23 protein-coding genes, 1 rRNA gene and 1 riboswitch are annotated in these 25,885 nt (G+C 50.3%); of the genes, 1 reads left to right on the top strand and 23 read right to left on the bottom strand.

Features of this window, described 5'->3' with window-relative positions:
* Positions 1–5: 5 nt before the first annotated feature.
* Positions 6–860 (bottom strand): MurR/RpiR family transcriptional regulator, encoded by an 855-nt coding sequence (locus KNQ18_RS14580; protein WP_215085252.1) that lies wholly within the window; start codon positions 858–860, stop codon positions 6–8.
* Positions 861–1,131: 271 nt separating this feature from the next.
* The gene (locus tag KNQ18_RS14575; RefSeq protein ID WP_047394974.1) at positions 1,132–2,310 is read right to left on the bottom strand and encodes a CamS family sex pheromone protein; all 1,179 of its coding nucleotides are present in this window, start codon (positions 2,308–2,310) and stop codon (positions 1,132–1,134) included.
* Positions 2,311–2,444: 134 nt separating this feature from the next.
* On the opposite strand from KNQ18_RS14575, the gene KNQ18_RS14570 reads away from it, so the two are divergent.
* Positions 2,445–3,026 carry a class D sortase gene (locus tag KNQ18_RS14570; RefSeq protein WP_023467085.1) on the top strand — a complete coding sequence of 194 codons (582 nt, stop codon included), beginning with the start codon at positions 2,445–2,447 and terminating at the stop codon, positions 3,024–3,026.
* A gap of 470 nt (positions 3,027–3,496) precedes the next feature.
* On the opposite strand, the gene ligA is transcribed toward KNQ18_RS14570, so the two are convergent.
* The 21 genes from ligA to rrf all read right to left on the bottom strand — a co-directional run.
* Positions 3,497–5,491, bottom strand: coding sequence for an NAD-dependent DNA ligase LigA (ligA, locus tag KNQ18_RS14565; RefSeq protein ID WP_047394971.1), 1,995 nt, complete (start codon positions 5,489–5,491; stop codon positions 3,497–3,499).
* 14 nt (positions 5,492–5,505) lie between these two features.
* Positions 5,506–7,731: a DNA helicase PcrA gene (gene pcrA / locus KNQ18_RS14560; RefSeq protein WP_050678990.1), complete on the bottom strand. Its 2,226-nt coding sequence runs from the start codon at positions 7,729–7,731 to the stop codon at positions 5,506–5,508.
* 45 nt (positions 7,732–7,776) lie between these two features.
* Positions 7,777–8,472: a heptaprenylglyceryl phosphate synthase gene (gene pcrB, locus KNQ18_RS14555; protein WP_023467081.1), complete on the bottom strand. Its 696-nt coding sequence runs from the start codon at positions 8,470–8,472 to the stop codon at positions 7,777–7,779.
* 62 nt (positions 8,473–8,534) lie between these two features.
* Positions 8,535–8,759: a hypothetical protein gene (locus tag KNQ18_RS14550; RefSeq protein ID WP_035398958.1), complete on the bottom strand. Its 225-nt coding sequence runs from the start codon at positions 8,757–8,759 to the stop codon at positions 8,535–8,537.
* Positions 8,760–8,771: 12 nt separating this feature from the next.
* Positions 8,772–10,151, bottom strand: a complete 1,380-nt coding sequence (locus KNQ18_RS14545; protein WP_050678989.1) for a TrkH family potassium uptake protein — start codon at positions 10,149–10,151, stop codon at positions 8,772–8,774.
* A 37-nt stretch (positions 10,152–10,188) separates the two neighbouring features.
* The gene (locus KNQ18_RS14540) at positions 10,189–10,503 is read right to left on the bottom strand and encodes a YerC/YecD family TrpR-related protein (protein ID WP_023467078.1); all 315 of its coding nucleotides are present in this window, start codon (positions 10,501–10,503) and stop codon (positions 10,189–10,191) included.
* A gap of 68 nt (positions 10,504–10,571) precedes the next feature.
* Positions 10,572–12,311 carry an adenine deaminase C-terminal domain-containing protein gene (locus KNQ18_RS14535; protein WP_215085250.1) on the bottom strand — a complete coding sequence of 580 codons (1,740 nt, stop codon included), beginning with the start codon at positions 12,309–12,311 and terminating at the stop codon, positions 10,572–10,574.
* Between the two features lie 210 nt (positions 12,312–12,521).
* Positions 12,522–13,784, bottom strand: coding sequence for a phosphoribosylamine--glycine ligase (gene purD / locus KNQ18_RS14530; RefSeq protein WP_215085248.1), 1,263 nt, complete (start codon positions 13,782–13,784; stop codon positions 12,522–12,524).
* 15 nt (positions 13,785–13,799) lie between these two features.
* Positions 13,800–15,320 (bottom strand): bifunctional phosphoribosylaminoimidazolecarboxamide formyltransferase/IMP cyclohydrolase, encoded by a 1,521-nt coding sequence (gene purH / locus KNQ18_RS14525; RefSeq protein ID WP_029340747.1) that lies wholly within the window; start codon positions 15,318–15,320, stop codon positions 13,800–13,802.
* The gene (gene purN / locus KNQ18_RS14520; RefSeq protein ID WP_023467073.1) at positions 15,317–15,892 is read right to left on the bottom strand and encodes a phosphoribosylglycinamide formyltransferase; all 576 of its coding nucleotides are present in this window, start codon (positions 15,890–15,892) and stop codon (positions 15,317–15,319) included. The genes purH and purN overlap by 4 nt, the downstream gene beginning before the upstream one ends.
* Positions 15,889–16,923 carry a phosphoribosylformylglycinamidine cyclo-ligase gene (purM, locus tag KNQ18_RS14515; RefSeq protein WP_215085246.1) on the bottom strand — a complete coding sequence of 345 codons (1,035 nt, stop codon included), beginning with the start codon at positions 16,921–16,923 and terminating at the stop codon, positions 15,889–15,891. Before purM ends, purN begins: the two co-directional genes overlap by 4 nt.
* A 16-nt stretch (positions 16,924–16,939) precedes the next feature.
* Positions 16,940–18,349 carry an amidophosphoribosyltransferase gene (purF, locus tag KNQ18_RS14510; protein WP_133208497.1) on the bottom strand — a complete coding sequence of 470 codons (1,410 nt, stop codon included), beginning with the start codon at positions 18,347–18,349 and terminating at the stop codon, positions 16,940–16,942.
* A complete protein-coding gene (gene purL / locus KNQ18_RS14505) occupies positions 18,325–20,544 on the bottom strand; it encodes a phosphoribosylformylglycinamidine synthase subunit PurL (protein ID WP_215085244.1) in 2,220 nt (739 codons plus the stop codon). The genes purF and purL overlap by 25 nt, the downstream gene beginning before the upstream one ends.
* Positions 20,525–21,208: a phosphoribosylformylglycinamidine synthase subunit PurQ gene (purQ, locus tag KNQ18_RS14500; protein ID WP_050678983.1), complete on the bottom strand. Its 684-nt coding sequence runs from the start codon at positions 21,206–21,208 to the stop codon at positions 20,525–20,527. The genes purL and purQ overlap by 20 nt, the downstream gene beginning before the upstream one ends.
* Entirely contained in the window at positions 21,205–21,453 is a 249-nt protein-coding gene (purS, locus tag KNQ18_RS14495; protein WP_023467069.1) for a phosphoribosylformylglycinamidine synthase subunit PurS, read from the bottom strand. Before purS ends, purQ begins: the two co-directional genes overlap by 4 nt.
* Positions 21,450–22,157 (bottom strand): phosphoribosylaminoimidazolesuccinocarboxamide synthase, encoded by a 708-nt coding sequence (gene purC / locus KNQ18_RS14490; protein WP_023467068.1) that lies wholly within the window; start codon positions 22,155–22,157, stop codon positions 21,450–21,452. Before purC ends, purS begins: the two co-directional genes overlap by 4 nt.
* Before the next feature lie 59 nt (positions 22,158–22,216).
* Entirely contained in the window at positions 22,217–23,512 is a 1,296-nt protein-coding gene (gene purB, locus KNQ18_RS14485) for an adenylosuccinate lyase (protein ID WP_215085242.1), read from the bottom strand.
* Complete coding sequence (gene purK, locus KNQ18_RS14480; RefSeq protein WP_215085240.1) at positions 23,509–24,612, bottom strand: 5-(carboxyamino)imidazole ribonucleotide synthase; 1,104 nt, start codon at positions 24,610–24,612, stop codon at positions 23,509–23,511. Before purK ends, purB begins: the two co-directional genes overlap by 4 nt.
* The gene (purE, locus tag KNQ18_RS14475; RefSeq protein WP_215085238.1) at positions 24,609–25,100 is read right to left on the bottom strand and encodes a 5-(carboxyamino)imidazole ribonucleotide mutase; all 492 of its coding nucleotides are present in this window, start codon (positions 25,098–25,100) and stop codon (positions 24,609–24,611) included. The genes purK and purE overlap by 4 nt, the downstream gene beginning before the upstream one ends.
* An 89-nt stretch (positions 25,101–25,189) precedes the next feature.
* Positions 25,190–25,291, bottom strand: a riboswitch (purine riboswitch).
* A gap of 209 nt (positions 25,292–25,500) precedes the next feature.
* Positions 25,501–25,698 carry an NETI motif-containing protein gene (locus KNQ18_RS14470; protein WP_023467064.1) on the bottom strand — a complete coding sequence of 66 codons (198 nt, stop codon included), beginning with the start codon at positions 25,696–25,698 and terminating at the stop codon, positions 25,501–25,503.
* A gap of 99 nt (positions 25,699–25,797) precedes the next feature.
* Positions 25,798–25,885 (bottom strand): 5S ribosomal RNA (gene rrf, locus KNQ18_RS14465); the annotation flags it as partial.

Below are 25,885 nucleotides of genomic sequence, written 5' to 3'. Positions count from 1 at the left end.
CCCCCTTATTTCTTTTGATGCAGTGTCTTAACGCTTTCTCGCGTGTATTGAAGACGTTCGAGTGTGTCTTCATAATGTCCCGCAGCATACGATAAGAACAAGACATCGATTGCAAATAGTTGGGCGAGACGCGAACTGAGCGCTGCACTACGAAGCGGCGCTTCCGGTGCGCGGGATGTCCAAAGCGCGATATCCGCGAGTTGGCTGATCCGATTGTCCCCGAAACGTGTCAGACTGATGACCTTCAGCCCTTGGATTTTCGCCAAACGGATCAACTCGACGACCTCTTCCGTTTCTCCGCTGTAAGAAATCGCAAAGAAGACATCTTCTTTACGTGCATTCGCTAAGATCGTCGCAAGTAGATGCTGGTCCGTTTCTTGAATCGCTACTTTCCCGACACGCGTCCATTTTTGAGCAGCGTCTTCAGCGACGACATGCGATGCCCCAATCCCGTAAAAATAAATCGCGCGTGCCTGATCAATCACATCAATCGCATCCGCAATCCGTTCATCATTCAACTGCTTCGCAGTATCCTGTAACGCTTGAATGCTGTTACTAAGCGTTTTTTCAATCAAGTCGACAGGACGTTCATCCTTTTCGATATCGTGATACCCTTTTAAATCCGTCCGTGCTGTATCGGCAGAAATGCGCATCCGCAACTCCGGGTATCCCTTTAATCCGAGCGCGCGGCAGAAGCGGACGACTGCAGCGGCACTTGTATCTGATTCCTCTGCAAGTTGGTGGATCGTCATGCGCGCAATTTGGTTCATATGCGTCAAGACATAGTCTGCGACTTTTCGTGAGGATGATGGTAGTTCCTCTCGAACTGCACCGATTTGTGAATAGATACCGCCTTTCATCTAAATCTCCCCTTTATCCTCTTCTTTTTAAAAGAACTAACGATTCATCACTTACCGCGTCGTTCCTGTTTGTAGAACTGTTCTTCTTTCATTATGCTCTCTCCTACTAGCTTTCGTAAATCTAAAAAATGGGAAAGTGAAACAAAATACCATTCTTCTTCCATACCCTTCCTTTCTTATTCATATACTTCTCTCTTTCAGCGTCCGTTATATAAAAAAAGCGACATTCCGTCCATTGGAGGAATGTCGCTTCATAAAATAAATCGAGAAATCAGCGAATCTTGACGATCGGTTTCTTTGTATCCGGATCGAGGAATAGCATCGCTTCCGTATCCCCGTTCAAGTTCGTCACAGTAATCGTCGTTGGAATGTTTCGATTATACTCCCAACGATTCTCAAGCAGATACGTCACGTACTGAACGAATGCGACGAGTTCTGCTTTTCCGTAAAATTGAACGGGAATCTTCATCTCAAGCTTTTTCAGTTCATCTTCTTGATAGAAGCCTTCCCCCATCATACCGGTGTAGTTCGGGAAGTAGTCTTCTAGGCGGTCTTTGAATAAATCGAACTTCGCTGCATCATCCCGCACGTCATTCGTTGCGCGTGCTGACGGGTAGTAGTAATAGCGCTCATTGTAGTTTTTCCAGTCGTTCGCACTGATTTGATTCCCGCGACCGATGAATGCAGACGAGAGATAGTGACCGGAAACCGGTGACCCTTCTTTTTCCTGGAGGTAGAGGGCGACGTGAATCGGTGTCGTCTTCATCCCTTGTGTCTTACGCATCTTCTTGACTAAATCGTTTGCCATCCGCTTCCCTTCAGCAACGACTTTCTTTTCATCAAGTTTAACGGTATAGGTCGGTCCATAGTTTTCATCTTGGAACACATACTCACTATTTAAGACAAGCGCAATCGACGTGCCACCAAGTTCGAGTTTCTTATCTTCTTCAAGCATGTAGTCTTGCTCTAAGATATGCGATAGAATCATAGGTGACTTTTGGTTTTTTTCTTTATACGACTTACCAGACGTGTAGGCTGGGTTCAGACCTTCAGGATCGCTGACGCCATCGCCTGCTTTTCCTTTTCGCAACAACCATTTCGCGATTTGGTCGGCTTCGAGTAACTGACCTTCTTGGTAATAGTATTTTTCCGGATCAAAAAACTGTGTCGAATGACGCATTAAACCCGTTTCGATTTCATCGAGCTCAAGACGTGAACTGACACGTTTTTGTGTCATTCCACGTGCAACACTTGGACGAAACGGCAAGACCGTCCGATAGTACGAATCCGTCGTATCAATGGCTGGACTGACAACGGCTTGGACTTCCTTACCTTGTTCACTTTCAGTAATGACTTCTTTTGTATCGCTACTTGGCGAAAGGTCGAACGAACAAGCACCTAAAAATAACGTGCTCGATAACGTCAACGCTACTGCTGTTTTATAGTTCATCTCTATTTGCACCCCATGTTTTTAAATCGTTCTCTTTATCATAACAGAATCGTTTTCCATCGGGGAAGGACAAGTTTTCCCCTGATTTTCAAAAAAGATGATGCGCCTTGGCGTATCCGAAAGGACTTTTTCTCATGACACGTCGTAAATTCATCGGTCTGCTTTTTTTACTGGCAGGCATCGCCCTTATTGCTTGGCCCTTCATCAGTGACTATCAGCGTGAACAGGAAGCAGCAAATTTAAAGGAACAATGGACCAAAAGTTTGAAGACCGTCGATGCGAAAGAGACAAAACAACCCCTTGCTAAATCTGGTGTCGGATTGCTCTCGATTCCGAGCATTGATTTTGAACAAGTCATCTTAGAGGGTTCGACGACAGCGGTGTTGGACCGTAGTATCGGTCATATTCCAGAAACCGGATCACCCGGAAAAGGCAATTATGCGCTCGCCGGACACCGAAGTTTCACGGAAGGGCTTCACTTCAATCGTCTACCTGACGTCAAAAAAGGCGATACCGTCGTCGTCACGACAAAAACACATCGGTATACGTACCGCATCACGTCCAGTCGTCTTGTCACACCGACGACATTGTCCGTTCTCGACCAATCCGTCGCTTCCCCAACCATCACATTGATCACCTGTGATCCACCAGAAACGGCAACGAATCGTCTCATCAAACAAGGTACTTTGATTCGGAGCGAGACGATTGCTTCGTGACAAGGATGAACACGAATAGAAGGAAGGCGGAATTCCACCTTCCTTTCAGATTATAGACAAAAAGAAGGATGACTCAAAAAATGACGCGTCTTTTCACGCCCTTTCCTCAGGCGAGACACAAGCCGGTTTTCCCGCTCTATTCGAGCAGGAAAACGGGTCTCGTTTGTCTCTGACAGCGCAAAATCGCGCCTTTTCCTGTAGGAGTGGCGTATGACGCGTCATTCTTTTTTATCCCCGGAAGAAAGATCAGAGAAGCGTTTTGTTCCCTCGACATCGCTTCCTAGGGAAAAACAAGCAAGAGCGACCCTGCAGCGAAGCGAAGCGGCGCGATGCTTGTCCCAGGAAAACGATGCGAGACGAACAAAAAAGCGCAATCCTTCTCGTTAGAGAAAAATTGCACACTATCTTCAGTTTCAAAGGAAGGCGGAATCCCGCCTTCCTTTTTGTTTGATTGTTCTCATTCATTCTGCTCACGCTTCGTGTTTAGCTAGTTCTTCTAACAGACGCGCTTCATCCCAAATTTCGATACCAAGCGATTCAGCCTTCGTCAGCTTAGAACCTGCCTTTTCCCCTGCGACGAGTACGTCCGTCTTTTTACTGACGCTTCCTGTCACATCGGCACCGAGTGCTTCGAGTCGTTTACCAGCCTCTGACCGTTTTAAGCTCTCGAGTGTCCCCGTCAAGACGATCGTTTTGCCGCCGAGCGGTGCATTCGTCTGATCGACCCGTTCACCAAGGAAACGTTGATTGACGCCGAGTTGTTCCAAATCACGAATCAATGCCTGTGCTTCCGGATGCTCGAAGTACTTCACGATTGAATCTGCGATTTTCCCCCCAATGCCATCGATTGCGACAATCTCATCGTAGCTTGCAGCCGCAATCCCTGCTAACGAATCAAAACGTTCCGCTAAGAGATACGCCGCTTTTTGACCGACGAGTCGGATTCCGAGACCAAATAAGAGACGCTCGACCGAGTTCTGTTTCGAGGCTTCGATCGCCGCAAGTAATTTATCGACGGACGTCTCACCCATGCGGTCAAACGTCAATAATTCCTCACGATCGAGTCGATATAAATCGGCAATCGTCCGGATCGCTTCATGGTCATACAATTGACGAACGACTTTTTCACCGAGACCGTCAATGTTCATCGCTTGACGCGAAACGAAGTGAATGATGCCTTCCATCAATTGCGCTGGGCATTCCGGACTGACACAGCGGATGTCCACTTCACCTTCGAGACGGACAAGTTCCGACTGACAGGCCGGACAATGCGTCGGGAAGACGATCGGTGTCTCTTCCCCCGTTCGCTCTGCCGTGACGACTTGTACGACTGCCGGGATGACATCGCCCGCTTTTTTAATGATGACCGAGTCCTGAAGGCGGATATCTTTTTCAGCGATGAAGTCGGCGTTGTGTAGTGTCGCATATGTCACCGTCGATCCCGCGACGACGACCGGTGCAAAACGGGCACGAGGCGTGACTTTCCCGGTCCGACCGACACTGAAATCAACGTCTTCGACTGTCGTCATGACTTCTTCCGCCGCGAACTTATAGGCTGTCGCGAAGCGGGGACTTTTTGCTGTGAAGCCGAGCTCTTCCTGATCATCGTATCGATCGACTTTCAAGACGATTCCGTCGATCTCATATGGCAGGCTCGCGCGTGCTTCCGTCCAATGTGCGATGTAGGCAAGAATCTCTTCCACCGTCTCACACGTCTGCATATGTTGATTGGTCGGTAACCCAAGTGAGGCAAGTTGTGCCATCGCTTCGCTATGTGAACGGGCCGTCAACGTATTGACACCGACGCCATACACGAATAACGACAGATTACGCGACGCTGTGATTGACGAATCCAGCTGACGCAGACTACCTGCGGCCGCATTACGCGGATTCGCGAACAATGTCTCTTCTCGGCTAGCCCGGTCTTCATTCAAGCGTTCGAACGATTGTTTCGGCATGTAAGCCTCACCGCGGACTTCGACCGTCTCTTCCGCCTGCAAACGAAGCGGTAACGCTTTGATCGTCCGTAGATTCTGCGTGATGTTTTCGCCGACTGTTCCATCGCCACGCGTCGCCCCACGGACGAATCGCCCGTCTTCGTATTTCAGCGAGATGGCAAGTCCATCGAATTTCAGTTCGGCGACATACGTCGTCGAACGTCCGAGCGACCGCTCAATCCGAGCGACCCATTCGCGAATTTCCGTCTCATCAAAGACGTTTCCGAGCGACAGCATCGGTAAATCATGCGTCACCTTCTCGAACGCTTCGAGCGGTGCCGCGCCGACGCGTTGCGTCGGCGAATCCGGTGTGATCAGTTCTGGATGCTCTGTTTCTAACTCCGTCAGTTCACGAAGCAATTGATCGTACGTCGCATCCGGTACCGTTGGTTGATCCAGTACGTAGTATTCGTAGCTGTATCGGTTCAATGTTTGACGAATCTCATCTATACGCTGGCTTGCGTCCATCTGTGGACCTCCCGTCATACCTTTTTAATCGGTGCGAATTTCGCGAGCAATCGTTTGATTCCGACTGCTGGGAATGCGATATCGATTTCAAGATTATCCCCTTCACCACGAGTCTGGACGACTGTACCGAGTCCCCATTTCCCGTGCTCTGCCTTATCTCCGACCGACCAACCGAGCGTTTCCGCACCTGACGTCTTCATTGCTGTCGGTTTGCTGATCGAGCGACCGATGACGGCCTTGCCTTGCGGGACGGGACGGTCTTCCCATGGGAGTGGCTTCGCTTTTTTACCTGTCCGCTCGATGACGACTTCCGGCAGCTCTGCTAGGAACCGTGATTCTTGGTTCGCGTTCGTCCGTCCATAAAGGGAGCGCATCCGCGCATGTGACAAGTAAAGGCGTTTCTCAGCACGTGTGATCCCGACATACGCGAGGCGACGTTCTTCTTCCATCTCGTCTTCATCTTGAAGCGAGCGGCTATGTGGGAACAATCCTTCCTCCATCCCAATCAAGAAGACGACAGGGAACTCGAGTCCTTTTGCCGAGTGAAGCGTCATCAACGTGACTTGTTCTTCCGGATCCGTCTCGTCGAGTGAATCAACATCGGCGACGAGTGTCAAATCGGTCAAGAAGGCGATGATCGTCCGGTCTTCTGGATCGGCTTTCGCCGTCTCCTTCTCAAAGTTTTGCGCAACGGTGATGAACTCGTTGATGTTCTCGAGACGACTCTGCGCCTCAAGTGTTTTATCTTCCTTCAGCACTTGACGATAGCCTGATTTCTCGAGCACTTCTTCGACTAGTTCCGACAGGCTGATGAATTCTTGCATTTGGCTGAGTCCGAGAATCATCGTCCGGAAATCCGTCAGCTTCGCTGCCGTCTTTGGTGCGATACTCGACAATTCGATATCGCGAATCGCTTCCATCAATGACACACCTTGTAAGTCGGCGAAATCACGCAGCTTATCAATCGTCGTCGCACCAATCCCGCGTTTTGGTTCGTTGACGATCCGCGCGAAGGACAGGTCTTCATCCGGATTCGAAATCAAACGGAGATAAGCAAGCACGTCCTTGATCTCTTTACGATCGTAGAACTTCGTGCCGCCGATCATTTTGTACGGAACGTTCGACTTCAGAAGCGTTTCCTCAATGGCACGCGATTGTGCATTCGTCCGGTACAGAATCGCGATATCGCTCAGTTTCATCCCGTAACGAAGTGAGTTCCGAATCTCCTGGACGATATAAAAGGCTTCTTCCCGCTCATTCTCCGCCGTATGAACGACGAGCTTCTCGCCTTCATCATTATCCGTCCAAAGTTTCTTATCTTTGCGTGTCGAGTTGTTTTGGATGACATGGTTGGCTGCTTCCAAGATTCGTTTGGAAGAACGGTAGTTTTGCTCGAGTAAGATGACAGCTGCATTCGGATAGTCCTCTTCGAACGAGAGGATGTTCGCGATGTCAGCACCACGCCAGCGATAGATCGACTGATCCGAGTCCCCAACGACACAGAGATTCTGATGTCCCGATGCTAACAGGTTGACGAGATCATACTGGGCTTTGTTCGTATCTTGATACTCATCGACATGAATGTAGCGGAATTTCTTCTGATAGTAAGCAAGGACATCCGGACTCTTCTTGAACAATTCCGTCGTTTTTCCGATTAAATCATCAAAGTCGAGCGCGTTGTTCCGGCGTAAGACCGCTTCATATCCTTTATAGATTTCAGCAACTGTCTTTTCATACGGGCTCGTCACGATCGAGGCGTAGAATTCAGCACTGCGTAATTCATTTTTCTGTGACGAGATGATCGTCAGCATCGAACGTGGATCCCATTTTTTCGGGTCCAAGTTTTGTTCCTTTAAGACGAGCTTGATCGCCGACTGCTGATCACTTGAATCAAGAATCGTGAAGTTACGATCGTATCCAAGCTGATCGATGTCGCGACGTAACATCCGGACGCACATCGAGTGGAAGGTCGAGACCCAAATATCGTTCGCGACACCACCGACCAAACGACCGATTCGGTCTCGCATTTCCCGCGCCGCCTTGTTCGTGAACGTAATCGCGAGGATGTTCCACGGTGCGACTTGTTTAGCCGCCATCAAATAAGCGACCCGATGTGTCAGGACGCGTGTCTTCCCGGAACCGGCTCCTGCCATGATCAGCAGTGGACCTTCCGTATGCTTGACTGCTCTTGCTTGCTCAGGGTTTAGTCCACTGACGAGCTGTTCACTCAAATTAAACATATCAATAGCCTCATTTCTTATATTCCGAACTTTTGTTCCTATATTTTATCGTGTCGCTGCGACAGTCGCAAGCGCTGCTTTTAAATCCTCATAAATGACGTTCCCGACGACGATCGTATCCGCATACTGCAGCATCTCACGCGCTCGCTCCTCGGAGTCGATTCCTCCACCGTAAAACAGGCGTGCCTGTTTCAAGACATCGCGAACGGCTGCTACTCGTTCCGGTTCTCCGTAAACGCCGCTGTATTCGAGATACACGACAGGTAGACGGAAGACGCTATCCGCTAACTGCGCATAAGCGACAGTCTCATCTAATGTTAGCGGTTTTGCTTGTGTCACACGCGCGACCTTCGCATCAGGATTCAGGACGATATACCCTTCCCCGACAAGATCAGCGTGCGCCAGCATATGACCGACTTGTTCTAACGCCTCGACTTGTTTTTCAACGACGTACTCTAATGTTCCCGCATTCAGGACCGTCGGTGTCAGATACGTATCAAATCCCATCGTTGCGGCTTCGAGTTCAGAAATCTCGAGTGCCACTGCGACTGGATACCGGCGCAAACGCATCAAGAGATCAAGCGTCGCATCGAGTGTGATGTCATCTGTTCCACCGACAAGAATCGCATCCGTTCCGGACGTCGCAATCGCCTGCAGGCTAGCATCATCAATTGGTTTTGCTGGATCTAGTTTAAAGACATGTCGCCATTCATTAAAAGGTAATAACACGGTTCGTCCCATCCTCTCTTTCTCATTCCACATTCAGTATAAAACAAAAAACCATCTCGCGCAGGGCGAGATGGTCAGACGTGTGTCCGTCGTTTCGTCAAGAGTGACGCCAGTAACAACGCAAAGACAGCATATACCGGCACGAACGCCCACGGCTCTGCCAAAAAGAAGCCGAGTACCGGAACGTCCAGTAACGGTGAATCCGGTGAACAGAGTGCTCGACCGTTGACGAGCGCCAAAAACGGTAAGACAGGAACAGCAAAGATATAGGCGAAGTTGATCCAAAAGGCACGTTTCATAAAAGAGCCTCCTTATCCGATGATGACGGATTCCTTCGGATAGTTGTAGTTACGTTTCGGTTGGTTCGCCTTCAAGAGAAGAACGAACGAGATGACACCGATTCGACCGATGAACATCAGCACGGACAACGTCCATTTTCCGATATCCGATAGTTGATCCGTGATGCCGAGCGATAGACCGGTCGTTCCGAACGCCGAACAGGCTTCAAAAAACAGCACGAGGAATGGGGCATCCTCGACAAGCAACAAGACGATCAATCCGACCATCGTCACACCAGTCGAGACGACGATGACGACGAAGGCTTTCCAGATGTCCGACTGACCAATCTCACGACCAAAGATTTTGATGCCGTATTCGCCTCGGATGAAGGCGATGACACTCAAGACGGCGACCGCGAACGTCGTCGTTCGAATCCCCCCACCAACGGAAGACGGTGACGCCCCGATGAACATCAAGAGCGACAGGACGAAAATCGACGCTTGTGAGAAGGAGGTGATATCGACCGTCGTCAATCCCCCATTTCGGGTCGTGACGGATTGGAACAAGGCATCGACGAGCTTCTCATCGATCGGTAAACCTTTAAAGGATTGGTTCCATTCAAATAGCAGCAATGCTACCGTTCCGAATAGGACGAGAATGAAGAACGTTGACGCCGTCAATTTCGTAAAAAGTGAAAAATGATACGGTTGACGTGTCGCTTGGCGTGTCGCCCGGTACGAGATGTAGCGCCGGACTTCGACGAGTACTGGAAAGCCGATCGCACCAAGTGTCAGTAACAAAATTTGCATGAAGACGACGAACAAATCACCACGAAACGGTAGTAACGATTCACCCGTGATATCAAAACCAGCATTCGTCGTCGCACTGACCGATCCGAACAGTCCTTGGAGCATCGCTTCACCTAGTGTCGGAAAATATTTCGTATAGTACAGCCCGAGAATCAATGCCCCAATCAATTCAATCGAGACGATGATCAAGATGACTTCCCGAATGTATTTGACGACCCCTTGCATCGTCGTCTGGTTCTGATCTCGAACGACGAGTTGGCGTTCCCGAAAGCCGATTCGTTTTCCGAGAATGACCCACATCGCGATATGAAGCGACATCAAACCGATTCCGCTGACTTGCACTAAAATCATGATCATGAAGTAGCCGAACGTCGTGAAGGTTTCTGAGACCGAGACCGTCGTCAAACCAGTGACACTGACACAACTGACCGCCATGAAGACGAGGTCCGTGAAATCCCAGTTGTAGTCTCCCTTGGTCGACCACGGCAGACCGAGTAGGATGATTCCGATGATGACCGCAACGAAGTAGATGATGACGAGCGACTGGATGGGCGTCAGCCTTCGAATGAAATGCTGAATTTTATGTTGTAACGCAAAATCCAATATGACACGCCCCCCTTCATAGAAGTAGCGGATAACATTAGTTATCCGCTACTTCTTGCTCGATAAGACCTAGGCGGGCAAGCGCCAGATCATAACCGCCCGAACCGTAGTTCAAGCAACGTTTGACACGCGAGATCGTTGCTGTTGAAGCACCGGTCGCCTTTTCGATTTTGTGATACGTATTGCCTTCACGTAATTGACGTGCGACTTCAAGACGTTGGGCGAGCGCCTGGATTTCGTTGACGGTCGCTAAGTCTTCGAACAACGTATAACAATCTTCTAATGAATCCATCTTCATGATGGCTGTAAATAACTGATCCAATTCTTTTCCACGCAATTTATCGAGTTGCATCTTGTGACTCCCTTTCCCATTCAATTGCTCTTTAATAGTTTAAAGCGCGACGTTTTAAAATTCAAGCATCATCGCAAAATCGCTGGGAAAAGGACTTTTTTCCGAAGGACTTCGTATATTCCCTGCGGCGTGATCCGCACATATGGCAAGTGAGTTGACGCTAGGAATAGCAACGTATAGACAGGATCTTCAAACGCATAACCGCGTTCGAACAAGGCTTCCCGTAGAGCGGTTTCCTGAACGATCAAATCTTCGAGTGGCAAGTCGGACGTCTGCCCCATCAAGGTCAACGGAACTTCAGCGATGACTTCTCCGTCCTCGACGAGAACGATTCCGCCGCCGAACGCTTTCATTCGATCAAACGCGACTTGCATGTCTCGTTTCGATTTACCGATCATCAAGATATCACCGCTAATCGAGTACGAACTGACGAGACCACCGACTTGTGTCGCAAAGTTTTTCAGAACGGTATTCAGTCGCCACTTCCCTTCCCGGTCGAGTAACATCAGGAAGGATTCATCACATCCTGTCGGTAGCACAGGCACACTTGTATCGTGTTCGACTTGATAGAGCTTCATGATGACGGAATTGACCATCTCAAGACCAACCGGCATGCTAAACGAAAAATCCTGTTCCGTTAAGGAAACCTGGACTTCCGAGCGTGGCATGAGCGCATAGACAGCATCAAGCGCTTCTGCCGGGTAACAGGGGATGTCGGCTTGACGGACCCATGTGCCGCGCGCAAGTACGGCGACAGGTGTCGGTGCATCTTTTGCCTCAAGGAAATTGAGATGCGCGATTCGTCCTGGTGCGATACTCCCGAGTAGATGATCGAAATTAAAATGACGCGCTGCATTGTACGACGCGATCCGGTACGCTTCTTCGACCGGGATGCCTGCCTCGAGCATCAATCGGATCGTCTCATCCATCATGCCTGCCTTATAAAAGGACGGCGTTGAACCATCTGTCGTCACGAGCACCTTATCGAACTGCGTCAACCCTGCTTCGACGAGACCTTTAAAGATATCCGGTAGATCTGGACGAATCGATGAATAACGAATTGTCGTCGTATAGCCAAGTTCAAGACGTGTCATCGCTTCTTCGACCGTCATCGCTTCGTGATCGCTCGTCACGCCATACAGCGCCATCTTCGTCAGCGTCTTCGCTGAAGCACCAGGGAAATGACCTTCGATCGGTTTTCCGAGTTTGATCGCATCCTGCATCCAATGGAGCAATTCATCGTCCCCTTGCGAGAGACGTGGCCATCCCGTCAACTCACCTGCTTGGATGACTTGTGGATGCTTGAGCCACGCTTGAATCCGGCGATTATCGATCGAGATACTGTCGGCATCAAGCTCGGTTTGTGCGTCGAGTCGTGCCCACCAGTACATCGAGGTCGGTAAGTCTGCTAGCGCCTCAACTTGAGCAAACGCTTGCTCCGTCGGCTCTAATAATAACAACATATTGTCGTTGACGAGCGTCGATGTTCCCCGCTCTGCTGCGAATTTTGCAAGACTCGCTGGATTGTAAAGTTGGAACGGATGGGCATGGGGTTCAATGTAACCGGGTACGATATATTGACCTGTCGCATCATGGTACGCATCGGCTTGTTCCGGCATCTCTGGACCGACATAGACGATCCGGTCGCCACTAATCCAGATGTTCGCCGTCCGCCATGCTTTGACACCATGATTCAGGTAAGTGGCATTCTGTATGACAAGTGTCGGTGCAAGCTTTCCGCTGATGACCGCTTGGTGTGTTCGTACTTCAGATTTCGTCCAAGGGGATCTTCCACAATTTTTTTTCACGAAAGCTCGACCTCCTTTGTTTTATTGAAAACGCTTTCTTATAGTTCTTATACTAAAATGTTGCTAAGTAAGTTTCAAGAAGTTTTGCCCCGTTCCGGATTCATTTGGTCAAAATAACACAAATTCGCCATGGAAGACAAATCTTTTCGTGCACTTCGCCAAGAAACAAAAAACCAGACGAGGCTCCTTCGAGCACGTCTGGTTCAGATATCATGATTCATGCGAGGCACGAAAGGCTTTTTGAGCGATATCAGTTCGGTAAAAGAATGGCTGATCCGTCACGTCTGGTAAGTTTGCATAGACCTGTTCGACAGCCTGCTCGATTGTCTCGGCACGGCTGACACACACGAGGACACGTCCACCAGCTGAGACAAGTTGATCGTTTCGTTCTGCCGTTCCGGCATGAAAGACGAGAAGATCATCCCCGATCTGGTCAAGTGGAATCACTTGTCCCGTTTTTGGCGCTTCCGGATATCCTTCTGCTGCGACGACGACACCGACAGCTGCTTGATCCGTCCAAACGACTTCTGGTGTCTGTCCGTCCATCAGCGGCATGATGACATCAAGCAACGGCGTCTCTAAGCGCGGGAGAATGACTTCTGTCTCCGGATCACCGAACCGAGCATTGAACTCGATGACGAATGGTCCTTGTTTCGTTAGCATCAGACCGGCATAGAGGAAGCCGGTGAACGGAATCCCTTCGCTTGCCATCTGATCGACAAGCGGCTGAATGATGCGATCAACAGCTTCTGTCGTCAACGCCGCTTCGTCCCACTGAGGTAGCGGAGAATACGCGCCCATTCCTCCTGTGTTCGGACCTAAGTCACCGTCAAACGCCCGTTTATGATCTTGCGACAATACCATTGGAATGACCGTCTCTTCGTAAACGAATGCCATCAACGAACACTCTTCCCCGATCAGGCATTCTTCGATGACAACGCGGCTTTGTTGACCGTATTCCCCGGCAAACGTATCGTAGATTGCTGCAAGCGCTTGGTCCACGGTTTCTGCGACTGTGACTCCTTTTCCGGCAGCGAGTCCGTCGGCTTTGATGACGATCGGTGCACCCGCTTCGCGAACATACGCTTCTGCTTCTGCTGCTGAAGTAAAGACAGCGTGAGCAGCGGTCGGAATACCGGCACGCGCCATCAATTCTTTCGCGAACTGCTTACTTCCTTCGATCGCCGCCGCTTCCCGTGTCGGTCCGAAGATTTGCAGTCCCGCTGCCTGAAAGGCGTTAACGACTCCGAGAACGAGTGGTCCTTCTGGTCCGACGATCGTCCAATCGATCTGTTCGTCTTGTGCGAACGTCACGAGTTCATCGATGGCATCTTCGGCGATCGGAACACATGTGGCTTGTGTCATCCCGGCATTTCCAGGCGCAGCATACACGGTCTCGATCCGTTCATCCTGTGCCAGCTTCCAGACGAGCGCGTGTTCACGCCCTCCTTTACCAATCACCAATACCTTCATTCAAATCGCCTCCGCTTAGTGTTTGAAATGTCGAACGTTCGTAAAGACCATCGTAATGCCATGTTTGTTACACGCATCGATTGACTCTTGGTCGCGAATCGAGCCGCCTGGTTGGATAATTGCCGTAATGCCAGCTGCTGCTGCCGCTTCGACCGTATCGCCCATTGGGAAGAAGGCATCGGAAGCAAGGGACGCGCCAACTGCTTTTTCTCCGGCTTGCGTAATCGCGATGTTCGCTGAACCAACACGGTTCATCTGTCCTGCACCAACGCCGACCGTTACTTCGTCTTTCGCGAGAACGATCGCATTCGACTTGACGTGTTTGACGGCGCGCCATGCGAGTTTCAAGTCCTCCCATTCCGCTGCTGTCGGTTTGCGGTCTGTCACGACACGTGCTGCTGCATCATCGAGCGTCTCATCGTCACTGTCTTGGACGAGCATGCCGCCAGCGACTGCCGTATAACGGATCGCTTGGACACGTTTGACGTCGAGTTCAAGCAGACGGATGTTCTTTTTCGCTGACAACAAGGCGAATGCTTCTTCCGTGAAGGATGGGGCGATGATGATTTCAAGGAAGATGCCGCTTAATTGTTCTGCTGTCTCTAGGTCAACTTCACGGTTCAAGGCGACGATGCCACCAAAGATCGACACTGGATCGGCTGCATGAGCGCGGCGGAATGCCTCTCCAATCGTTGGACCGACGGCAACTCCACACGGGTTCATGTGTTTGACGACGACGGCTGCTGCTTCGCGGAACTCATCAAGGATTTCGAGTGCGGCGTTGGCATCTTGGATGTTGTTATACGACAACTCTTTACCGTGTAACTGTTTCGCTGAAGCAAGGGAAGCCCCACGGTAAATCGGTGTTTTATAAAAGGCTGCTTCTTGGTGTGGATTTTCTCCGTAACGGAGATCCTGAACTTTCTCAAGCGTGATCGTCAACTGATCTGGGAACTTCTCGCCTGTTTGCGTCAAGAAATAATCCGCGATCAACGCGTCGTACGCCGCTGTATGCCGGAAGGCTTTCGCTGCAAGACGTTGACGTGTCTCAAACGTCGTACCGCCTTCACGAATCTCAGCAACGACCGTTTCGTAATCAGCTGGGTCGACGACGACCGTGACAGCTGCGTGGTTTTTCGCTGCTGAACGCAACATGCTTGGTCCACCGATATCGATGTTCTCGATCGCATCGGCATAGGCGACGTCTTCTTGTAAGACCGTCTGCTTGAACGGATACAGATTGACGACGACGAAATCAATCGGTTGAATCTGTTGCGCAGCCATCTGCTCACGATGGGATTCAAGATCACGACGACCGAGTAATCCACCATGAACCATCGGATGGAGCGTCTTGACACGCCCATCGAGCATTTCTGGGAATTGTGTGACTTCACTGATACCAATGACCGGAAGCCCAGCTTCCTCTAATGCTTGATGTGTTCCGCCTGTCGAGACGAGCTCGATACCTGCTTCATGGAACGCTCGTCCTAATTCGACGATTCCTGTTTTATCCGACACACTAATTAACGCTCTCATACGTTTGCCTCCTCTTTCATCCACTCTTCGATGACTTGCGGATACAGTCTATGTTCGACACGCTGAATCGCTTGTTGCAATGTTTCACGCGTCATCTCTTCTGTAATCCGGACGGCTTCTTGGGCCATGATCGGTCCTGTGTCCATGCCTTCATCGACTATATGAATTGTAACACCTGTGATTTTAACTCCGCCACGAAATGCTTGACCGATCGCATCTTTTCCCGGGAAGGCCGGCAGTAGCGACGGATGGATGTTGACGATCCGCCCTGCGTATCGTCCGAGCAACTCTTCCCCAATCAATCGCATATAGCCGGCGAGAATGATCCGTTCAACGCCTTTTGCTTCAAGACGGGCAATGATTTCCCGCTCAAAACTCGGTTTATCCGGATAGTCCTTCGCCCGAAAGACGAAGACGTCACATCCGCGTCGTTTCGCCCGTTCAATGACTGCTGCGTCCGGTTGATCGCAGACGATCAGTTCAATCGAGGCATGTAACGTTCCTGCCTCGATTGCTTCAAAAAGTGCTTCGACATTACTACCGCTTCCTGATGCAAAACAGGCGATCTTCATGCGTCGACTCCTTGAATTCGAACACCTTCTTGATCGGTCACGTGACCAATCACGTACGCCGTCTCATTTTCACGAGCGAGGCGTGCTGTTACTTCCGCGACATCTTCTGGTTTGACGATCAACATGAAACCAATCCCCATGTTGAAGACATTATACATGTCATGTCGTGGAAGGTCACCCGCTTGCTCGATCCAGTCGAAGACTGGTAACGTCGGCCACTTTTTCGGGTCGAACGATGCGCCGAGACCTTCTGGCAAGACGCGTGGTACGTTCTCGTAGAATCCCCCACCCGTAATATGAACCATCGCTTGGATCTTTTCCGTCTCAAGGGCTGCTTTGACCGCTTCGACATAGATACGTGTTGGCATGAGGAGCGCATTTCCGAGCGTATGACCGAGCATCATGACTTCATCTTCGTATCGGAGACCACTGTCGGCGACGATTTTACGGACGAGTGAGAACCCATTTGAATGGACGCCAGACGAAGCGAGACCGAGAATGACATCTCCTGCTGCGACCTTATCACCTGTGATCAATTTTTGTTTCTCGACGGCACCGACGGCGAACCCGGCGATATCATATTCGCCGTCCGCATACATCCCTGGCATTTCCGCTGTCTCGCCGCCGATTAACGTACATCCCGCCTGGACGCAACCTTCTGCGACACCTGCGACGATCCGTTCGATCTTCGCCGGAATTGCCTGACCGAGCGCGATGTAGTCAAGGAAATAAAGTGGTTCCGCGCCTTGGACGATGATATCGTTCACACACATCGCGACACAGTCGATCCCAATCGTATCGTGTTGTTCCAGTGCGAAAGCGAGCTTGAGCTTCGTACCGACACCGTCTGTCCCACTGACAAGGACCGGTTCTTTCAACTGCAATTGGCTGAGGTCGAACATCGCACCAAAGCTACCGAGTCCCGTCAATACTTCTTTGCGCATCGAACGGGCGACGTGTTTTTTCATTCGGGTGACTGACTCATATCCTGCTGTCAGACTCACACCTGCTGCTTCGTAATGTTTGCTCATGTTCTTCCCCCATCTATCAAAGTTTAGCTTCTAACTCGAGCGAACCGAGCGGTGTCGGATACTCTCCTGTGAAGCAAGCGGTACATTGTCCTTTTAACGGTCCATCGAACGGGCGATCGATCGCATCGACCATGCCCGGTACAGTTAAGAATTCAAGTGAATCCGCACCGATTTCCTGACGGATTTCTTCCGGCATCAACCGGGCAGAGATCAACTCGTCTTTTGACGATGTATCAATCCCGTAATAACATGGATTCGTAATCGGTGGTGCCGTGATGCGGACATGCACTTCCGTCGCACCGGCTTCACGTAATAAACCGACGATCCGGCGACTCGTCGTTCCCCGGACGATTGAATCATCGACCATGATGACACGCTTTCCTTGCACGACGCCGCGTAACGCAGACAACTTCATTTTGACCCCACGTTCCCGTAACTCTTGTGACGGCTGGATGAACGTCCGTCCGACATACCGGTTCTTGATCAATCCCATTTCATATGGAATACCACTCGCTTCCGCGTAACCGATCGCTGCCGAAATACTTGAATCTGGCACTCCGGTAACGACGTCTGCTTCGACCGGTGCTTCTTCATACATCTTTTTCCCGAGTGCTTTGCGAGCCGTATGGACGTTGACGCCATCAATGATTGAATCCGGACGTGAGAAGTAGATGTATTCCATCGAACACATCGCCCGTTCACGTGGTTCCATGTATTGACGAGACGACATGCCGTGTTCTGTGATCGTTACGAGCTCCCCTGGCTCGATATCACGAATGAACTCCGCACCGACGATATCAAAGGCACATGTCTCTGACGCAAACACGATGCCGCCGTCCGGTGTCTTCCCGAGTGACAGTGGACGCAGTCCGTGTGGATCGACCGCTACGAATAACGTATCTTCCGTTAAGAAAAGAAAAGCGAACGCCCCGACGAGACGCGCGAGACTGTCGGCAATCCGATCTTCAAGCGTGTCGAGCTTACTGCGTTTGACAAGGTGAGCGACAACTTCCGTATCACTCGTCGTCTGAAAGATGGCACCTTCTGCTTCTAATAGATGCTTCAGTGAATCGGCGTTGACGAGGTTCCCGTTATGCGCGAGAGCAAGATCTCCCGTCCGCGATTTGAAATGAAGCGGTTGAGTATTCTCAAGCGTGTTTCCCCCTGCTGTCGAATAACGGACATGTCCGATCGCATGATGTCCTTTAAGATTCGTCAGTGTCTCTTCCGAAAAGACTTCCGTCACGAGTCCTTGCCCGCGGTGCGGGAAGAGGTCGTCACCATCACTCGTGACGATGCCTGCCCCTTCCTGTCCCCGGTGTTGCAAACTGTGCAAGCCGTAATAGGCGAGTTGCGCTGCATTCGGTTGTCCGAAGATCCCGAAGACGCCACACTCCTCATTTAGTCCTTTGATGTCATATAACACGCGATTGCTCCTTCCCAGTCTCCCTGTAAGGTCGAACGGTCTGCTTCGATCCGTGTATCTGCCGTCTCGATGACAAGAAGCTCATCGTTCGTGACGACACCGATCGCTTGAGCACCAGTCCGTTGTTCGAATGCTGTGACGTGCGCTTGTGGCACCGTGACGACGAAACGTGATTGCGATTCACTGAACAGGTGTAACGTTGGTCCGTCAAACTGAACCGTCAACCCGAGATCCGTTCCAAACGTCATCTCAGCGAGAGCGATTGCGAGACCACCTTCTGACACATCATGCATCGCATTGACTTCACCTGCTTGTACTGCCTGCTGTAACAATTGTAAGCGTGCGTGTTCGACGACTAAATCAATTTTTGGTGCACGACCGAATGATTTACCGAATTGCATATATTGAAGCTCACTGCCACCAAACTCGGCTGTTGTTTCTCCTAATAGATAAATCTGGTCACCAGCTTGTTTGACGTGTTGTGTCGTGATCCATTCGGTTTGCTCGTGTAATCCAACCATTCCGACGACCGGTGTCGGGTGAACCGCTTGACCGGCTGACTCGTTGTAGAGTGAGACGTTTCCACCGATGACAGGTGTCTCAAGGACACGACATGCTTCTGCCATACCGGCTGTTGCTTGCTGCAACTGCCAGAAGCCTTCTGGTTTATCCGGATTTCCGAAGTTCAGGCAATCCGTGATGGCGAGTGGTGTCGCCCCACTCGCGACGATATTACGGGCTGCTTCCGCAACCGCGATCTGTCCACCGACATATGGATCCAAGTAGACGAAGCGGCTGTTACAGTCGGTCGTCATCGCGAGCGCTTTGTTCGTGCCGCGGACACGGATGACGGCTGCATCTGATCCTGGTGCGACGACGGTCGATGTCTGGACCATATGATCGTACTGATCGTAGACCCAACGTTTTGAAGCAATCGTCGGCTGACGAAGTAGCGCCCGCCATGTCTCAACGACGTCTTCAACGACTGGAAGCGTCTCTTCCATCGCTTGGAATTCTTCATAATACGCAGGGACGCGAGATGGTTTTTCATAGACTGGTGCTTCTTCCGCTAACGCGTCGACCGGAACTTCTGCAACGATATCCCCGTGATGGATCAAACGTAAGACTTTCTCTTCAATGACTTCTCCAACGTGAACGGCATGGAGTCCCCATTTGCTGACGATTGCTTCGATCTCTGCTTCGCGACCACGCTTGACGACGAGTAACATCCGCTCCTGTGATTCCGAGAGCATCATTTCGTAGGCAGTCATCCCTGTTTCTCGTTGCGGGACGTCATCGAGGTGCATCTCGATGCCCATGCCTGCTTTTGAAGCCATCTCTGCTGAAGACGATGTCAGTCCAGCAGCACCCATGTCCTGCATCCCGACCAGTGCCGGGTGCCCGACGATTTCAAGACAAGCTTCAATCAATAGCTTCTCCATGAATGGATCGCCGACTTGAACAGCCGGACGTTTTGCTTCCGTATCCTCTCCGAGATCCTCAGAGGCAAACGTCGCACCATGAATTCCGTCGCGTCCAGTAGCTGCACCGACGTACATGACTGAGTTCCCGACACCTTTTGCCTGACCTTTTTGAATATCCGCATGGTTGATTAAACCGATACACATCGCGTTGACGAGTGGATTGCCTTCATACGAGCGATCAAATCCGATTTCGCCACCGATCGTTGGGATACCGACACAGTTGCCATAACCCGCGATCCCAGCGACGACTTGTTCGAACAGTTGATTGACACGTGGTGTACCGAGATGACCGAAACGGAGCGAGTTCATGAGTGCGACCGGTCGTGCGCCCATCGAGAAGATGTCACGAATGATTCCGCCGACGCCTGTCGCAGCCCCTTGATACGGTTCAACAGCGGATGGATGGTTGTGGCTTTCGATCTTAAAGACGACTGCCTGCTCATCGCCGATATCAACGACACCTGCACCTTCCCCTGGTCCTTGTAAGACACGTGGTCCAGTCGTCGGGAATTGACGGAGGACAGGTTTAGATGTCTTGTATGAACAATGCTCGGACCACATGACTGAGAACAATCCTGTTTCCGTATAGTTCGGTTGGCGTCCGAGTAAATCGACGACCATCTGGTATTCTGTATCACTCAAGCCCATCGTGGCATAGACGCGTTGCTCTTGAATCAATTCTGGTGTTGGTTCAGACTGTTGTTTTAGCATGGTGTGCCCCCTGTTTGACGAGTGAAGTAAAGAGTTTTAGTCCATCTGTTCCGCCGGTCAAGAGTTCGACCGCTCGTTCCGGGTGTGGCATCATCCCAAGAACGTTGCCGGCTTTGTTCGTGATTCCGGCGATATCGCCGCGCGAGCCGTTCGGATTGTCGACATATGTGAAGGCGATTTGTCCGTTCGTTTGTAGCATCGCGTAAGTCGCATCGTCGCAGTAGTAGTTTCCTTCACCATGCGCGATCGGAATCGAGATCGTCTCGCCTGGCAGATAATCCGATGTAAATCGTGTCTTCGTATTTTCAACCTTCAGTTCAACCGTCCGGCACATGAACTTCAAGCCGTTGTTGCGGTGCAAGACACCTGGCAAGAGTCCCGCTTCGACAAGGATCTGGAATCCGTTACATACCCCGAGGACCGTTTTCCCTTCTGCCGCAAAACGTTTGACTTCTTCCATGATCGGTGAGAAGCGCGCGATCGCACCGCAACGAAGGTAATCTCCGTAGGAGAATCCGCCCGGCAGTAGGACGCCATCGTAGCCTTCAAGTGATGTTTCGGTATGGAAGACGTATTCCGCTTCTTCTCCGAGAGCATCCTTGACCGCATGGTACATATCTAAATCACAGTTCGATCCCGGAAAGACGATGACCGCGAACTTCATGCTGGCGTCACCTCTTCGATCGTAATCTGGTAATCTTCCATCACTGTGTTGACGAGTAGTTTTTGACACATCTCATGAATCATCGCTTCTGTCGTTTCCGTTTCAACGAGCAGTTCAATCTGTTTTCCGATTCGGACACTCTCGACACCCGTAAAACCAAGCTGTTGCAATCCGCCTTTTACAGCAACTCCTTGTGGATCTAAAATGCTTTCCCGTAATGCGATCGATACGATGACTTTTTTCATTGTGTGTTTCCTCCTAGGCGATTGAATAGTGTTTGGTAGGTCTCTGTCAGTGAACCGATGTTGCGGCGGAAGACATCTTTATCGAGATGTTCTCCAGTTGCTTGATCCCACAAACGGCATGTATCTGGTGAAATCTCATCAGCTAGTAGAATCGTTCCGTCTGCCATCTTTCCGTATTCCAGTTTAAAATCAATCAACGTGATTCCGTTTTGACGGAAGTAAGGTTGCAAGACTTCATTCACGCGAAGTGCCTTGTCCGACAACTGTTTCAACTCTTCAGAAGTCGCAATCTTCAGTAAATTGATGTGTGATGAGGTGACGAGTGGATCGCCTAACGTATCATCTTTATAGTAGAACTCAACGATTGGTGTTTCGAGCACCGTACCTTCTTCGATACCGAGCCGTTTACTCAAGCTTCCCGCGACGACGTTTCTGACGACGACTTCGAGTGGAATGATGGTGACACGACGTACGAGCTGTTCGCGCTCCGAGACACGTTCAATGAAATGTGTCGGAATGCCCGCTTGTTCGAGGATTTCAAAGAAATGACTCGTCAACCGGTTGTTCAATTCGCCTTTTCCAGCAAAGACTTCTTTTTTCTCGCCGTTGAATGCCGTGGCCTCGTCTTTATAGACGATCCGGAGCACATCCTGCTCCTGCGTCGTGTACAATCGTTTTGCTTTTCCTTCATAAAGTGGTTGCATCGCTTTCGTCCCCCATGATCCTAAGATGTAGACGGGGCAAGTGCCCCGTCTCAGGTTGATTAGTTCAAGCCACACCGTTCAAAGATTTCATCGACGCGACTCGTATGGTACGTCGGATCGAAACACGCATCGAGCTCTTCTTCTGTGAAAAGCTGTTGAATGTCTTCTTCTTGCCACAATAAGTCACGGAACATGATTTGTTCTTCCCACGCCTGCATCGCACGCGGTTGAACGAAATCATAGGCGGCTTCACGCGACCAGCCTTTTTCGATTAAAGCGAGTAAGACATGTCCAGAGAAGATGACACCGAACGTCCGGTCCATGTTCCGCTTCATGTTGTCCGGGAAGACCGTCAAGTTCTTCACGATGTTTCCGAAACGGTTCAACATATAGTTGAGTAGTCCTGTCGCATCCGGAAGAATGATGCGTTCTGCCGAAGAATGCGAGATGTCACGTTCGTGCCAGAGTGAGACGTTCTCGTATGCCGTCACCATGTGTCCACGGATGACTCGAGCAAGACCTGTCATGTTCTCAGAGCCGATCGGATTTCGCTTGTGCGGCATCGCCGATGATCCTTTTTGACCTTTAGCGAAGAATTCTTCGACTTCACGTGTTTCCGTCTTTTGCAGACCTCGGATTTCCGTTGCCATCTTTTCAATCGATGTCGCGATCAAAGCCAGTGTCGACATGTAGTGTGCATGACGATCGCGTTGTAACGTTTGCGTGGAGACCGGAGCTGGTTTTGTTCCTAACTTTTCGCAGACATACTTTTCAATGAACGGATCGATGTTCGCGAATGTTCCGACGGCACCCGACATCTTGCCGTATTCGACCGTCTCACGCGCTGCTTCGAAACGAACTTTATTCCGCTTCATCTCTTCATACCAAAGCGCTAGTTTCAGACCGAACGTCGTCGGTTCTGCATGTACGCCATGTGTGCGTCCCATCATGACCGTATATTTATGTTCGTTCGCTTTGACTTTTAAGATTTCGATGAACCGATCAAGATCCGCAGCAAGAATGTCGTTTGCTTGCTTCAACAAATACGAGAGCGCTGTATCGACGACGTCCGTTGACGTGAGTCCGTAATGCACCCACTTGCGTTCTTCTCCGAGTGTTTCAGAGACGGCACGCGTAAAGGCGATGACATCATGACGTGTCTCTTGTTCGATCTCAAGGATGCGGTTGACATCAAATGAGGCATTGTCCCAAAGCAACTGGACGTCCTCTTTCGGGATGACACCTAGTTCACTCCATGCTTCACATGCAAGAATCTCGACTTTTAACCAAGCCTCGAATTTGTTTTGTTCGGTCCAGATTGCTTTCATCTCAGGACGTGTATACCGTTCGATCATTGAACTGTCTCCTTCCATATCGACAGGCGTTCGACTTCTACCAAAGCATCGTCGACGGTATCCGCAAGAATGTTCAAATGTCCCATCTTGCGACCTGTCTTGGCTTCTGCTTTTCCATATAAGTGAACTTTCGTCCGAGCGTTTAGTCTCGGCAGTTCCTCGTATAATGCTGTGACATGCTGACCCAGGATGTTCGCCATGACGACCGGTGTCGTCAGACGGGTATCACCGAGTGGGAGACCACTGATGGCACGGATATGTTGCTCGAATTGGGATGTTTCGCAAGCATCAATCGAATAGTGACCCGAATTGTGTGGTCGAGGTGCTAGTTCATTGACGATTAGTCGAGAACCAACGACAAACAACTCGATGGCGAGTGTACCGATCAGCCCGACGGCATCCGCGATCGATTCAGCGAGCGCAATTGCTTCTTGTTCGAGTGATTCGGAAATGCGTGCCGGTACGATCGATAGATGCAAAATGTTCTCTTGATGAATGTTCTCACTGACCGGGAAAACACGAGTCTCTGTTGCGCTTCGAGTGACGATGACGGAAATTTCCTGATCAAACGGTAACCATTGTTCTGCGACATACTCAGTCGGTTCGAATTGTTTGATTGCCGCTTGGAACTGTTCTTCCGTCCGAATGACGGTCTGTCCTTTTCCGTCGTATCCGAATCGTGCTGTCTTCAAGACGAACGGTAAGCCGAGTCGCTGTTTTGCTTCCTCTAAGTCAGAAGGATGCGTCACCGGATGGTACGGAGCGACAGAGTGCCCAATGCGTTCAATCATCTCTTTTTCCCGTATCCGATGTTGCGTTTGAAAGAGGAGATCCGTTCCGTGAATCAGTTTCGTCCCGATCGCTTCAGCGACTTCCGTCGAGATGTTCTCAAATTCGTAGGTGACGACATCTGATTCAGCTGCGAGCTGTTTGGCTGCCTCGACATCCGTAAAGGGAGCTTTAATATGTTGATCCGCCACTTGCGCACATGGTGCGTTGTCCGTTGGATCGAGTGTCAGAATCTCAAAGCCCATCTCACGGGCGGACAGTGCCATCATCCGACCAAGTTGACCGCCACCTAGTATCCCGATTCGTTTCATAACAGGTTTCCTCCAGATGCAATGACGTCTCCTTCTAGTTCGACTCGCATATGATCGAGCTTGCGGGCAAGTCGTTCATCTTGAATCGAAAGAATTTGAGCAGCTAGCAATCCGGCGTTTTTTGCGCCTGCTTCTCCGATGGCAACCGTTGCGACCGGTACACCACCTGGCATTTGAACGATCGAGAGCAAGGAATCAATTCCTTGGAGCGCTCTACTTTTCACAGGAACACCGACGACGGGTAATGTCGTTTTAGCGGCTACCATGCCCGGTAGATGAGCAGCACCGCCTGCACCGGCAATGATGACCTTCAGTCCTCGTTCACGTGCTGATTCAGCATAACGAAACATTAGATCCGGTGTCCGGTGTGCGGAAACGACTTTCTTTTCGTACGAAATCTCAAGTTGCTCCAACACATCACATGTATGTTTCATCGTTTCCCAATCCGATTGACTTCCCATGATGACGCCGACTTCTGCATTTCCCATCGCTGTTTCCTCCTTTGTGCATAAAAAAAGCCCAAACCACGGCTAAAAGGGTGGCTTAGGGTATAAAAAGGTACGCCAAAGAAATATCGACGAACATCCATATACCCCATAGTCCAACGATTTAGGGTCGTTGGGTAGAAACTTGCAAGCCATATCCCTGCTATTATACGAGGTGTTTATATTCAATCATCCTGTCACGACTTCATCTTAACAAGTCCATCCCAAGGCGTCAACCAAAGGCGAACAATTTAATTGTCTGAAAATTTATCGTTCGGTTTTAAAAGTAGTTTTTCTGATTTCATCTCGCATCCATTCGGAGTTTATTTTCTTGAAAGGCATCACATGGAATTAAGCACTAAAAAAAGCACCCTCCACATGATTCGGAGGATGCTCTAGGCAGTTATTCGTTCTCTTTCACTTTGCAATCGAAGACGATTTGCTGACGAATTGGATACGGTTCGCCATTAGCGTCTAATCCAAAGATCGGTTCTTCTCGTCGGACCGTCGGGCGGTATCCCATGGCATCGATACGATCCAAACAGGCACCAATCGTCTCGTTCTCTTCGACGGCTACGCGTAGTTTCGTTTTTTTCGCCATATCCCTGTTCAGTCCCTTCATTAAAATGGATACATGTCTTTCTACAAAAAGACACAAAAAAGCGGCGGCCCTTGAGCGTATGCTCCAGAACCACCGTTTGCCTGGCAACGTCCTATCCTCACAGGGGGAAGCCCCCAACTACTTTCGGCGTTCAAGTGCTTAACTTCCGTGTTCGGCATGGGAACGG

Source organism: Exiguobacterium sp. s78, from assembly GCF_018618985.1.
Classification (GTDB): Bacteria; Bacillota; Bacilli; order Exiguobacteriales; family Exiguobacteriaceae; genus Exiguobacterium_A; species Exiguobacterium_A abrahamii.
The sequence above is the reverse complement of the archived record's forward strand: the minus strand, read 5'-3'. Positions and strand labels throughout refer to the sequence as shown.